14 protein-coding genes are annotated in these 12,657 nt (G+C 65.3%); 11 read left to right on the plus strand and 3 right to left on the minus strand.

All coding sequences use genetic code 11. The annotated features are described in order from the left end of the window. Positions 1–4 precede the first annotated feature (4 nt). Positions 5–1,579 (minus strand): hypothetical protein, encoded by a 1,575-nt coding sequence (locus A6B37_RS08000; protein ID WP_111825410.1) that lies wholly within the window; start codon positions 1,577–1,579, stop codon positions 5–7. 21 nt (positions 1,580–1,600) lie between these two features. Continuing rightward, positions 1,601–2,338, minus strand: a complete 738-nt coding sequence (locus A6B37_RS08005; protein WP_168202132.1) for an N-acetylmuramoyl-L-alanine amidase — start codon at positions 2,336–2,338, stop codon at positions 1,601–1,603. Between the two features lie 201 nt (positions 2,339–2,539). On the opposite strand from A6B37_RS08005, the gene A6B37_RS25955 reads away from it, so the two are divergent. Both A6B37_RS25955 and A6B37_RS25960 read left to right on the plus strand, forming a co-directional pair. Further along, positions 2,540–3,322: a hypothetical protein gene (locus A6B37_RS25955; RefSeq protein ID WP_146748001.1), complete on the plus strand. Its 783-nt coding sequence runs from the start codon at positions 2,540–2,542 to the stop codon at positions 3,320–3,322. After that, a complete protein-coding gene (locus A6B37_RS25960) occupies positions 3,315–4,265 on the plus strand; it encodes a hypothetical protein (RefSeq protein WP_146748002.1) in 951 nt (316 codons plus the stop codon). Before A6B37_RS25955 ends, A6B37_RS25960 begins: the two co-directional genes overlap by 8 nt. Before the next feature lie 9 nt (positions 4,266–4,274). Here A6B37_RS25960 and A6B37_RS08015 read toward each other — a convergent pair whose 3' ends face one another. Next, on the minus strand, positions 4,275–5,183 hold the full coding sequence (locus tag A6B37_RS08015) for a LysR family transcriptional regulator (protein ID WP_102771499.1): 909 nt from the start codon (positions 5,181–5,183) through the stop codon (positions 4,275–4,277). Between the two features lie 107 nt (positions 5,184–5,290). On the opposite strand from A6B37_RS08015, the gene A6B37_RS08020 reads away from it, so the two are divergent. The 9 genes from A6B37_RS08020 (at position 5,291) to ccmB (ending at position 12,656) form a co-directional block, all read left to right on the plus strand. Beyond that, positions 5,291–6,253 carry a 3-hydroxyacyl-CoA dehydrogenase NAD-binding domain-containing protein gene (locus A6B37_RS08020; protein WP_111825412.1) on the plus strand — a complete coding sequence of 321 codons (963 nt, stop codon included), beginning with the start codon at positions 5,291–5,293 and terminating at the stop codon, positions 6,251–6,253. After that, positions 6,250–7,095 carry a 3-keto-5-aminohexanoate cleavage protein gene (locus A6B37_RS08025; RefSeq protein WP_111825413.1) on the plus strand — a complete coding sequence of 282 codons (846 nt, stop codon included), beginning with the start codon at positions 6,250–6,252 and terminating at the stop codon, positions 7,093–7,095. The genes A6B37_RS08020 and A6B37_RS08025 overlap by 4 nt, the downstream gene beginning before the upstream one ends. A gap of 141 nt (positions 7,096–7,236) precedes the next feature. Next, positions 7,237–7,395, plus strand: coding sequence for a periplasmic nitrate reductase, NapE protein (napE, locus tag A6B37_RS08030; protein ID WP_042793085.1), 159 nt, complete (start codon positions 7,237–7,239; stop codon positions 7,393–7,395). 23 nt (positions 7,396–7,418) lie between these two features. Next, entirely contained in the window at positions 7,419–7,736 is a 318-nt protein-coding gene (locus A6B37_RS08035; protein ID WP_102771502.1) for a chaperone NapD, read from the plus strand. Beyond that, complete coding sequence (gene napA, locus A6B37_RS08040) at positions 7,720–10,215, plus strand: periplasmic nitrate reductase subunit alpha (protein WP_102771503.1); 2,496 nt, start codon at positions 7,720–7,722, stop codon at positions 10,213–10,215. The genes A6B37_RS08035 and napA overlap by 17 nt, the downstream gene beginning before the upstream one ends. A 20-nt stretch (positions 10,216–10,235) precedes the next feature. Then, a complete protein-coding gene (locus A6B37_RS08045; RefSeq protein WP_102771504.1) occupies positions 10,236–10,712 on the plus strand; it encodes a nitrate reductase cytochrome c-type subunit in 477 nt (158 codons plus the stop codon). A 16-nt stretch (positions 10,713–10,728) separates the two neighbouring features. After that, positions 10,729–11,364 carry a cytochrome c3 family protein gene (locus A6B37_RS08050; RefSeq protein WP_111825414.1) on the plus strand — a complete coding sequence of 212 codons (636 nt, stop codon included), beginning with the start codon at positions 10,729–10,731 and terminating at the stop codon, positions 11,362–11,364. Further along, on the plus strand, positions 11,351–12,025 hold the full coding sequence (gene ccmA, locus A6B37_RS08055; protein WP_102771506.1) for a heme ABC exporter ATP-binding protein CcmA: 675 nt from the start codon (positions 11,351–11,353) through the stop codon (positions 12,023–12,025). Before A6B37_RS08050 ends, ccmA begins: the two co-directional genes overlap by 14 nt. After that, positions 11,991–12,656, plus strand: a complete 666-nt coding sequence (ccmB, locus tag A6B37_RS08060; protein ID WP_102771507.1) for a heme exporter protein CcmB — start codon at positions 11,991–11,993, stop codon at positions 12,654–12,656. Before ccmA ends, ccmB begins: the two co-directional genes overlap by 35 nt. Position 12,657 lies beyond the last annotated feature (1 nt).

Consider the following 12,657-nt stretch of genomic DNA (forward strand, 5'->3'; position numbering starts at 1 on the left):
CCGGCTATACCGGCCGGGCTTCGATCCGCAACGTGCCTTTCAGGCCGGGGCGGGTCTTCTGCGCGATGGCAAGCTCAAAACCGAAGCCGGTGCCGTCGCCAAGCGCGTGGGTTTCGACGCTTAGCGTCGCCTTGCCGGGGTTGTCGTCCTGATAGCCGTACTTGATGCGCCATCCCCCGAGCGCCGCCGCATCGGGGAACGCTTCCACCAGGATCAGCTCGCGCATGATGTAGCCGCCTTCGTAGTGGCGCTTCATGAAAAGCAGGCCGTCGACGCTGTAGTCGGGAACCAGCACCTTGATGTCGAACGCGAAGCTCACCGATTTCGACGCCTTCACACTCTTGGACGGATCGAGGAATACCGAGAACAGATAAGGGCTCCTGGCGCGGTCCGGCGGACGCATGGTGCCTTTCTTGCCCGGGAACAGCTCATCGTAGGTGCGGAATATCGCGGAACATTCCCGCACCTCGCGGCGGGTCATCTGCCATTGGCAGCCGCGCACGCTCACGGTGACCTCGAACTGATAGGAAGCCTGCACCTCCTTGCCCGCATCGAACTCCTTCTGCACTTCGGCCGGCAGCGTGATGTCGTCGACATCGAGTATGCCGTCGACCCGCAGCGCGCCGAACAGGAATCGCGTCAGATTCTGGTAACCCTCCTCGGAATTCACGATGCCATAGTGGCCCGAATGGCTGCGGTGCACGAAGGCGCGCGGCGAACTCACGTCCTTGCCGTCCGCGCCGAGACCGTGCGTGGTGGCGTTGTCGATGCGGACCAGGCCATCGCTCGCGTCGCCCGCCCCCCAGGCGGAAAGCCCCGCGGCCACCGTATAGTCGCGCGGATTGGTGCCCACCAGGTTGAAGATACGCTCGGGCGGGAAATTCTTCACCACCGCGACGTCCTCGCTCGACGACAGGCCCAGGTAGTCGGCCATGCGGTCCCGATTGAAGTTGTTGGCGTCACCGAACGACAGCCAGCCGGGCACGTTGCGCACGATGCGCATATCGATGCCGTTGTGCGGCGTGGCGTAGGTGAACAGCTTGTCCACCGCCGCGCGCGCCTGCGCGCTGCCCAGCTTCGGATTCTGCAACAGGGCGCGGCACACCAGCCCGCCCATGGAATGCGCCACCAGGTGCACGCGGAAATGTTCTTTGGCGACCCCGCTCCTGGGATTGGCGCAGATCTTGTCCCGCAGGCGCAGTATCAGCTCGCCCAGGCCTTGCGCGAAATGCTCGATCGGAGGCGTTTTGCCCGTGCCGAAATCCTGGCTGGCCTCGTCGTAATAGCGGTAGATGACGACGCTGCGGTACGGAATCTCGCAATCGGGCCGCTCGGAAGCGACCATGTCCTCGCCGTCCTCGAACACGTCGCGATAGCCGTGCTCGCTCATCAGGCGCACCAGCGGCGACTCGAAGTAGTAGCGCTTGACGTCGCCGGTCCATGCCATTCTGGACTTGGTCGAACCGATATTGAAGCCCATGTACGGGTCGGCGACCGTATCTTCGATCTCGCTTTGCATGGCGGCAAAGCCCCGCACATAGATGATGGGATGGTATGGGGCCAGCGGATTCTCGCTCATCGGGATTCTCCCTTTTCTCGATTAATCGTGTATGCGCGACCAATCGAACCCTCGCGCCGGGTCCCATCCGAATCGGCCGATCGGATTGACGTCTTCATGGCCGACGACGAAGCCCTTTTTGTTGGGGATTCCGTACTTGCCGCAAAGCAGGACGACCAGCTTGCGCAACGATGCGTACATGGCATCGGGGTAGACGGAAGGGTCCGCGTTCACCGAGCCGACGCCCAGGGTTTCGATGCCGATGGAGTAGTTGTTCGGGTCCGGATCGTTCTCGAAATTGACCGGCTTGTCGGTCGCCCAGCGCTCGTTGAAGTACCGGAAACTGTCCCAGGCGCCGCCGTCCGGCTGCGCAACGAAAACCGCCTCGGTCTTGTCCCAGACGGGATTCAGGTCGCCATCCAGATAAATGGACCCCGGCGGGTAATTCTTGTACCAGGAGAAGTACTTCAGGTACTTCTGCCATTCCTTGCCGCCCTTTTTGTACAAGGACGCGGTGCTTTTATCTATGCCTGAATGGTAGGCGCGGCCCGCATCGGGCACGAACTGGAAAAGCCCGCCGTCGCTGTGAACCAGATAGTGCGAGCTGACCGATTTCGGCGCGGTGAACGTCCTGCGGACCGAAGAAAAATCCTTGGTTCCCGTGACGTGAATGACGATATGGGTGGGAACCTTGTCCCGGGGTCTTCTCGCATTGGAATTGTTCGTTTTTATTCTGTTGTCCGGCGGTACGAGGGCATTCCATTCTTGATCGGGTTTCACGATGGCCTCACTGGTCCGGCGCCCTCGCCGCAGTGGCGGCATCGCCGCTGCCCGGAAGCGCTGCCGGCAACTTTCCCCGATTCAGCCGTTGTTCAGCCATACCTCAAATTGGGTATGCGGAAATGCGGGAAGCGCTCGCATAATCCGACGGCGCGCTACCCGTCCGAGACGTCCGTGCAGCATCACACCGGAGTTGCGATCATGAAGATTCCAAAGTGTGTGGATCGACCAAGGTTCATCCGTGTGTTTTCGCCAGGCGGCCGGATGATTGCCGCTGTGCTTTCGTTCTTTTGGGCGTTCGCCGTCATGGCAGAAGCCTGTCCGGACGGAGACGCGAGCCTGGTGCAGGTGCGTAATGTCATCAATGACCTGGGAAAAAGCGGTCGCGCTCCCGCAGGGGCAGAGTGCGGATATGGCTGGGCAGAAGGTATCAATTTCGATAAACCTTCGCTAACCGATCAAGTGCTAATCAGCTTTTTCCTTGAAGTGGCCGATCTCCACAGGCAAGCTTACCTTAAGCGCTTGGCAGAGGGCTTGGTTGCCATCGCCAACAGTTATCTGGACAAAGAGATAGCCGTAAGAGAGAAATTCATAGAGCAGGTCCTTGCCGCGGATGACGAGACCCGAAAGTCTGAATCGCTACAGCGGGCCACTGTCAAGCATCTGTCAGCCATGGCCACAGCATATGTAAAGAGAAAAAAGTACGCCGAAATAGCCGAATACCTTTCCCAAAAGCCAACAAATATTATTGACCATGAAGCTGTCCGCGCATGGCTGCAAGCGGTGTCTTCCTGCGACAAATTCGATGGCGATCCAAACGTAAACCTATGCGCCGTCAAGGACAGACAGATCTGCCAGAAGACAATCTCCGATTTCCTCGCATCCGTGGACGAAATGAAATCGCAACTCTTTTCTTCCAAGACAGGAAGGGAGATCGCCGTCCTTCGGCGTCTCACCGCAGACGGAGGATGCTTGAATGATTAATGCATCTATATGTGCGCGTCTCGCCGGAATGGCCTTTTTTTTGATCTCTATCCCGGTGCAAGCCGTTGAACCCGCTTCGCAGCCGAATCACACGCAGCCGACTGAAGTCAAAAACGACAACCAGCCGCCCGAGATAAAAATCGAGAAGCAACCATTAGAAGTCAGCGCCGCAGGCGATCCGACGAACCGGGTTGGCAGCCCGGTGCTCATAGTCCTTACATTCAAGAACATAAGCTCCAGTCTTCAGATAATTACCAACGCCAGCATAACCATCGATGCCTCCGCAAACAGCCGCTTCAACGGGGAAGATCCCTGCGATCTCGATGGCACCGGCGAAATAACACTAAAACCTGGAGAAATATACAGCCAAAGCTGTCGATTTCCCGTGGTGAAAAAACAGCAGGGCAACGATAAAGGCGTTGCTCAACCCGTGACGCCAGCCGATGGCGGATGGATCTACCCGTCCTGGTACGACCGCTTGTTCAGCGCCAATCTTCGGCTGTCGGTAAATGTCACCCTCGAAAAAGAAGCTTCCAGCGGCAAACGTTCCCCGAATTTCCGATTTTTTCCTATGGTTCCAGTCCAGGCCAGCGAAATCAGCATCTTCATCGGCGGCGCGGTCGGCGCCATGCTGCTGGCGATATTCGTCTGGGTGGAACGCCTGCTCAAGAATCCCCGGGTACGCGAGCGATGGATTCGGAATCTCTTCGTGACCGCGCTGACGGGCCTGCGCGGCGCGCTGCTGTCGGCCATCGCGCTTTTGCTGGGACAGACGACGCAGGGGATCGGCTCGCCCGTGGTGCTGACCGTCACGGACTTCAGCGGCGGCGTGCTGATAGGCTTGTTTTCCTATCCGCTTGCAGCCTGGATCTCTTCGACGCTGAAACTCGATGGCGAGTTTTTCGGCGCTGCAAGCAAGGAAAAACCCGGCGCCATCAGCTAAGCCATTCCGCTACCGCCACTCTCCCGCCAGATAATCCTTCAACACCCGCACCAGCGCCGCGGCCGCGGGCGACAGGCTGCGGTTGCGCGAGGTGACCAGGCCGATTGAGCGTTCCGCCACCGGACCGATGAGCGGGCGCTGCACGATGCCGTTCTGGGCCACGGCGCCGGCGGCGATTTCGGGCAGCGCGGCGACGCCGAAGCCGCATTCGACCATGGCCACGATGGTGGTCAGGTGTTCGGCCTCGAACGCGGGCGTGAAGCGGATGCGGTTCTGCAGAAAAGCCCATTCGGTGTACTGGCGCACGCTGCTGGGCTGCACCATGGAGACGTGGGCGGCGTCGGCGCTGTCGGCCCAGCGCAGCGGGCCGCGCGCGCGAGCCAGCGGATGGGTCTCGGGGATCAGCAGCAGGAAGCTGTCGGACATCAGCGGTTCGTAGTGCAGGTCGGCGTGCTGGGGGTCGGCCGCCGTCAGCGCGAAGTCCACTTCGCCGGCGCGCACCAGGTCGAAGGCCGGCCCCGACAGCGTGTCGCGCACCTTGAGGGCGACACGCGGGTGGGCCTGGCGGTAGGCCATGAGCACCCGCGGCAGCAGGCGCGCGGCGACCGAGGGCAAGGCGGCCACCGAGACCTGCCCTTGCTCGGCGTTGACGATGCCGCTGACCGCGGCCACGGCGTCGCGAAACGCCACCTGCAGGCTCGCGGCCTGCTGCATGAAGACTTCGCCGGCCGCGGTGAGCCGGACCGTGCGCGTGGTGCGGTCGAACAGGCGCACGCCCAACGCGTCCTCGATGCGCTGGATCTGCGTGGACAGGGCCGACTGCGACAGGTGCAGCTGCGCCGCCGCCTGGCGGAAATTGAGCGTGCGGCCCAGCACCAGCGTGGTGTCGATGTCGCGCATCGAGAGATTGATCTGCATGGGTCTACATTGATCTGATTTGAAGATCATTCTATCCAAAAAATCTGATTCATCAATCAAAGCGGCTTCTCTACACTCGGCTCCAAGCTAGAAACAAGGAGCTATGCATGCAGACGGACGCGAAAGCGCTGCCCAATCCGGGCGCGGCGCACGCGGTGGTGGTGGGCGGCGGGACCATGGGCGCGGACGTCGCCGTGGTGCTGACCCGCGCCTCGTGCCGCACGACGGTGATCGAATCGAACGCGGAGCGCGCCGCTGGCGTGCCGGCGCGCGTGGCCGCCAATCTGGAAGCCATCGGCCGCCAGCAGAACGCGGCGCTGGTGGCCACGGCGCCGGACCTGGACGCGGTGGACTGGTCCGGCGTGGACCTGGTCATCGAGTGCATCCCCGAGCGCCTGGACATCAAGCAGGCCCTGTTCGCGGAACTGGAGCGGCGCGCGCGGCCCGACACCATCCTGGCCAGCAACAGTTCCAGTTTTCCGATCAGCGCGATCGGCCAGGGGCTGGCGAGCCAGGGCCGCATGCTGGGCCTGCACTTTTTCATGCCGGCTCACCTGGTGCCGCTGGTCGAGGTGGTGCTGGGCGCGGGCAGCGACGGCGCTTGCGCGGACGCGCTGATCGCCTTCATGCGGCGTTGCGGCAGCGTGCCGGTGAAGGTGGCCCAGGACCTGCCGGGCTTTCTGGCTAACCGGCTGCAGCACGCGCTGTCGCGCGAGGCCTTCGACCTGATCGACCGCGGCATCGCGTCGCCGGAAGATGTGGACGCGGCGGTGCGCTTCGGTTTCGGCTTTCGCTTCCTGGCCGCCGGGCCGGTGATGCAGCGCGACCACGCGGGCATCGACGTGCATGCCGCGGCCGGCGCCACCATGTACCCGACGTTCTGCAACGCCGACCGGCCCGCGCGCTGCCTGACCGAGCGCGCCCAGGACGGCCGCCACGGCATGAAGGCCGGCCAGGGCTTCTACGCCTGGACGCCCGAGACCATCGCGGCCGAGCGCGAGCGCTACGACCGCCTGCTGCGCGCCGGCCTGGACCTGATGGCGCCCGAACTGCCGGAGATCCAGCCATGAACGCAGCCGCCCTGCCGCGCGCGGCGCTGGCCGATACGCCGGCCATCATCACCGTGGCGCCCAACGGCGCCTATAAGAAAGCCGCCGACCATCCCGCCGTGCCGCTGACGGCCGAGGCCCTGGCGCGCGAGGCCCGCGCCTGCCTGGACGCGGGCGCGGCCATGATGCACATGCACGTGCGCAAGCCCGACGGCAGCCATCTGCTGTGCGCCGACGCCTACCGCGAGGCGCTGGCGGCGGTTCGGCGCGCGGTCGGCGACGAGCTGCTGGTGCAGGTGACCAGCGAGGCGGCCGGCGTCTACAAGGCGGCCGAACAGATCGCCGTGGTGCGCGAGCTGCAGCCCGAGGCGGTTTCCATCGGGCTGCGCGAAATCGCCGTGCCGGACATTCCGGAAACGGAGCTGGCGGCCTTCCTGGCCTGGCTGGCCGAGCGCCGCATCATGACGCAGATCATCCTGTATGACGAAGGCGACGTGCGGCGCTGGCTGGCCCTGCGCCAGCGCGGGCTGGTGCCGCCCGGCGCCTGGTCGGTGCTGTTCGTGCTGGGCCGCTACAGCGCGGGCCAGACTTCATCGGCCTACGACCTGCTGCCGTTCCTGTCGGCGTACGACCATTCCCTGCCCTGGGCCGTCTGCGCCTTCGGCCCCGAGGAAAACGCCTGCGTCACGACGGCGGCGGCGTTCGGCGGCCATATGCGCGTGGGCTTCGAGAACAACCTGAAGCTGCGCGACGGCAGCGTGGCGCCCGGCAACGCGGCGCTGGTCGCGCAGGCCGCCGAAGGCGCGCGCGCGCTGGGCCGGCCGCTGGCCGACGCGGCCGCCGCGCGCCGCATCTACGGATAAGTGCGCTGAAGCCCGCGCCGGCGACGAGCCGGCGCCCGCGCAACACCGCGGCGCAACATTGACGCCCCGCAAGGGCATCTGCTAAAAACTGCGACATCCGCACGTTAAACGCAATGCCCCAACGTCGTAGCGAGGTGGTGTGTGCAAAACGAGTCTGATGGCTACACAAAGCCGCAGGAGCTACGCAGTTTCCTGTTCCTGACGGCAGTCATGGCCCCCGTCCTGTCGGTCATTATCGTGGCGGGTTACGGTTTCCTCGTCTGGTTCTATCAGCTGTTCGCCGGCCCGCCCGGCAGCTGACCAGACGCGACGGAACCGCTCCCATGTCCGCGCTCCCCCAATCCGCGCCCCCTGCGGCGCCGCCAGAGCTGCACATCGCCAGCATGGTGGTGCACGCGGCGCCCCCGCGCATCAACGAAGTCCGTGCCGCGATCCTCGGGATCGCCAGCGCGGAAATCCATGCCGCTTCCGATACCGGGAAACTGGTGGTCACGCTGGAAGCTCCCTCCACCGACGACATGATGGCGCGGATATCGGAAATCCAGCGCCTCGATGGCGTGCTGGCCTCGGCGCTGGTCTACCAGCATTCCGACACGCTGGACGCGATGAACGAGGAGATTGACGATGGCAATGGCTCGTAGGGACTTCATCAAGCAATCCGCCGCCGCGGCGGCCGCCACCGTCGCCGGCATCCCCATCGTCGGCTACACGCAGAACATCGTCACCGAATCCGAGGCCGCCAAGCTCAAGTGGTCCAAGGCGCCCTGTAGGTTCTGCGGGACCGGCTGCGGCGTGAACGTCGCCGTGAAGGACAACCAGGTCGTGGCCACGCACGGCGATTTCAACGCCGAGGTCAACAAGGGCCTGAACTGCGTCAAGGGCTACTTCCTGTCCAAGATCATGTACGGCAACGACCGGCTGACCCAGCCGCTGTTGCGCATGAAGGACGGCAAGTACGCCAAGGATGGCGAGTTCGCGCCGGTGTCCTGGGACCAGGCCTTCGACGTGATGGCCGAACAGTTCAAGCGCGTGCTCAAGGACAAGGGCCCGGAGGCCGTGGGCATGTTCGGCTCGGGGCAATGGACCGTCTGGGAAGGCTATGCCGCGCTCAAGCTGATGAAGGCGGGCTTTCGCTCCAACAACCTGGACCCGAACGCGCGCCACTGCATGGCCTCGGCCGCGGTGGGCTTCATGCGCACCTTCGGCGCCGACGAGCCCATGGGCTGCTACGACGACATCGAGAACGCCGACGCCTTCGTGCTGTGGGGCTCGAACATGGCGGAGATGCACCCCATCCTGTGGACCCGCGTCACCGACCGCCGCCTGTCCGCGCCCAAGACCAAGGTGGCGGTGCTCTCCACCTTCGAGCACCGTTCGTACGAGCTGGCCGACCTGACGCTGACCTTCACCCCGCAGACCGACCTGGCGATCCTGAACTACATCGCCAACTACATCATCGAGACCAAGCGGGTGAACCGGGACTTCGTCGACAAGCACACGGTGTTCCACCAGGGCAACGCGGACATCGGCTACGGGCTGCGCCCCGACCATCCGCTGCAGAAAGCCGCCAAGAACGCCGACAAGGCCGGTGGCTCGCACCCCATCACCTTCGAGGAATTCGCCAAGTTCGTCTCCAAGTACGACCTGGACTACACCTCCAAGCTGAGCGGCGTGCCCAAGAAGCAGCTGCAGGACCTGGCCGAGCTCTATGCCGATCCCAAGGTGCGCGTGACCTCGTTCTGGACCATGGGCTTCAACCAGCATACGCGCGGCGTGTGGGCCAACAACATGGTCTACAACATCCACCTGCTGACCGGCAAGATCTCCACGCCGGGCAACAGTCCGTTCTCGCTGACCGGCCAGCCCTCGGCCTGCGGCACGGCGCGCGAAGTGGGCACCTTCTCGCACCGCCTGCCGGCCGACCTGGTGGTGACCAATCCCAAGCACCGGGCCCATGCCGAAGCACTGTGGCAGCTGCCCGACGGCACCATACCCAGCAAGGTGGGCGCGCACGCGGTGCTGCAGAACCGCATGCTCAAGGACGGCCAGATCAACGCCTACTGGGTGATGGTCAACAACAATATGCAGGCCGCTGCCAACCTGATGAACGAAGGCCTGCCGGGCTACCGCAACCCCGAGAACTTCATCGTGGTGTCGGACGCCTACCCCACGGTCACGACCATCTCCGCCGACCTGATCCTGCCGGCGGCCATGTGGGTCGAGAAGGAAGGCGCCTATGGCAACGCCGAGCGCCGCACCCAGTTCTGGCACCAGCTGGTCAACGCGCCCGGCCAGGCGCGCTCCGACCTGTGGCAACTGATGGAGTTCTCCAAGCGCTTCAAGGTCGAGGAGGTCTGGCCCGCCGACCTGCTGGCCAAGAAGCCCGAGTACCGCGACAAGACGCTGTTCGACGTGCTGTTCGCCAATGGCAAGGTCAACCGCTACCCCAACACCGAGCGCGCCAAGGACTACGCCAACCAGGAGTCGGACGCCTTCGGCTTCTATGTGCAGAAGGGCCTGTTCGAGGAATACGCCGAATTCGGCCGCGGCCATGGCCACGACCTGGCGCCGTTCGACACCTATCACGAAGTGCGCGGGCTGCGCTGGCCCGTGGTCAAGGGCAAGGAGACCCTGTGGCGCTACCGCGAAGGCAGCGACCCCTATGTGAAGCCGGGCGCCGGCTTCGAGTTCTACGGCAATCCGGACGGCCGCGCGGTGATCTATGCCCTGCCCTATGAGCCGCCGGCGGAGTCGCCCGACAAGGAATATCCGTTCTGGCTGTCGACCGGGCGGGTGCTGGAGCACTGGCATTCCGGCTCCATGACGCGGCGCGTGCCGGAGCTGTACAAGGCCTTTCCCAACGCGGTCTGTTTCATGCATCCGGACGATGCCCAGGAGATGGGCCTGCGCCGCGGCGTCGAGGTCGAGATCGTGTCGCGCCGCGGCAAGATGCGCACGCGTCTGGAGACCCGCGGACGCGACAAGCCGCCGCGCGGCCTGGTGTTCGTGCCCTGGTTCGACGCCAGCCAGCTGATCAACAAGGTCACGCTGGACGCCACCGACCCCATCTCGTTCCAGACCGACTTCAAGAAGTGCGCGGTCAAGATCGTCAAGGTCTGAAAGGCGAACCGGAGACAGCCATGAAGCTACGCGCCCTCACCCTCACCTTGTGCGCCGTCCTCGCTACCGCCGCCTGGGCCGCGCCGCCGCTGGAACTGGAAGACCCGATGCGCGGGCCGACGCCGGTCGCCCAGGAGACCGATCCGCCGCTCATCAGCCCGATCGAGAACAAGGACATCAAGCGGATGCGCACGTATTCGATGCAGCCGCCCACCATCCCGCACAAGATCGACGGCTACCAGATCGACAAGAACTTCAACCGCTGCCTGGCCTGTCACGCGCGCGTCAACACCGAGGAGACCCAGGCGCCGCCGCTGAGCGTGACCCACTACATGGACCGCGACAGCAACGTGCTGGCCGAGGTGTCGCCGCGCCGCTACTTCTGTGTGCAATGCCACGTGCCGCAGGCCGAGGCCAAGCCGCTGGTGAGCAACACCTACCAGGACATAGACGTGATCCTCAAGCGCCTGACGGCTCCGGCGTCCGACAAGAAGTAAGGCGCGGGAGGCTGCCATGGTCAAACTCATCAAGCGCTACTGGAACATCGTCCGCCGGCCCAGCGTGCATTTCAGCCTGGGCTTCCTGACGGTGGGCGGGTTCATCGGCGGCATCCTGTTCTGGGGCGCCTTCAACACCGCCATGGAGCTCACCAACACCGAGAAGTTCTGCACCGGCTGCCACGAGATGCGCGACAACGTATACGCCGAGCTCAAGGGCACCATCCACTTCACCAACCGCTCGGGCGTGCGGGCGCTGTGCTCGGACTGCCACGTCCCGCACAACTGGACCGACAAGATCGCGCGCAAGATGCAGGCCTCCAAGGAGGTGTGGGGCAAGATCTTCGGCACCATCGACACGCGCGAGAAGTTCGTCGACAAGCGGCTCGAACTGGCGCAGCACGAATGGGCGCGCTTCAAGGCCAACGATTCGCTGGAATGCCGCAACTGCCACAACTACGACTACATGGACTTCACGCGCCAGAGCGTGCGCGCGCAGAACATGCATTCCACCTATCTGGCCGACAAGAGCAAGACCTGCATCGACTGCCACAAGGGCATCGCCCACCAGTTGCCCAACATGGGGCCGGGCGGCGCTTCGATGGGGGCCGCCCCGGAGACGGGCAAAGAGGTCGCGCGTGCGTCCCGCTGACGCGCCGCCGCCCATGCTGGGCGCGCGCGGCCTGGTCGGCCGCCGCGGCGGCGCGGCGCCGGTGGATTTCGAGCTGTACGCCGGCCAGCTGCTGCACGTACGCGGCGCCAACGGCAGCGGCAAGACCAGCCTGCTGCGCACCCTGGCCGGGCTGCTGCGCCCGCAGGCCGGCAGCGTGCTGTGGCGCGGCGCCGACGCGCGCCGCGACCTGCCGGCGTACCACGCCGGCATGGCGTTCCTGGCGCATGGCAATGGCCTGTGCGCCGAACTGACCGCGGCCGAGAACCTGCGCTACGCGCTGCACGTCGCCGGCACGCCGCAGGCGGCGCCGCGCATTGCCGAGACCCTGCGCGGCTGGCGCCTGGAGCGCTGCGCCGACGTGCCCGCCCGGCGCCTGTCCCAGGGGCAGAGCCGGCGGCTGGCGCTCGCGGCCATCGTGCTGGGCGCCAAGCCGCTGTGGCTGCTGGACGAGCCCGACGCCGGCCTGGACGCGCCCAGCCTGGCGCAGCTGCACGCCGCGCTGCAAGCCCATCTGGCCGCCGGCGGCGCGGCCGTGGTGGCCTCGCACCGCGAGCCGGGCACGGCCGCGGCGCAAACCCAAACCCTGGACATGGATGACTACGCGGATGCTGGGCACGCTGTCGCAGTTGGCGTTACGTGAGATACGGCAGGCCTGGAGACGGCCGGCGGATACGCTGGGCGCCACCCTGTTTTTCGTCGTGGCGGGCTCGATGTTCCCGCTGGCGGTAGGACCCGACCCGGCGCTGCTGGCGGCCATCGGGCCGGGCGTGCTGTGGGTCTGCGCGCTGCTCGGCGTGCTGCTGACCCTGAACCGCCCCTTCGCGCAGGACTACGAGAACGGCGCGCTAGAACAGCTGCTGGTGTCGCCGCATCCGCTGCCGCTGCTGGTGGGCGCCAAGCTGGCCGCGCACTGGTTCAGCAGCTGCCTGCCGCTGATCCTGGCCAGCCCGGTGCTGGCCCTGCAGTTCGGCCTGCCGCCACAGGCCATCGGCATCCTGGCGCTGTCGCTGCTGCTGGGCACGCCCACGCTGGCGCTGGTGGGCGGACTGGGCGCGGCGCTGACGCTGGGCCTGCGCGGCGGCGCGCTGCTGCCCCTGCTGGTGCTGCCCCTGTACGTGCCGGTGCTGATCTTCGGCGCCGGCGCGGTGTCGGCCGCCCATGACGGCATGGGCGCCGGCCCGCAGCTGTCGCTGCTGGGCGCGGGCCTGTGCCTGGCCATACTGCTGTGCCCCTGGAGCGCCTCGGCGGCGCTGCGCGTGGCGCTGGACTGAC

The organism is Achromobacter sp. HZ01 (assembly GCF_003267925.1).
Lineage (GTDB): Bacteria > Pseudomonadota > Gammaproteobacteria > Burkholderiales > Burkholderiaceae_B > Achromobacter > Achromobacter pulmonis_A.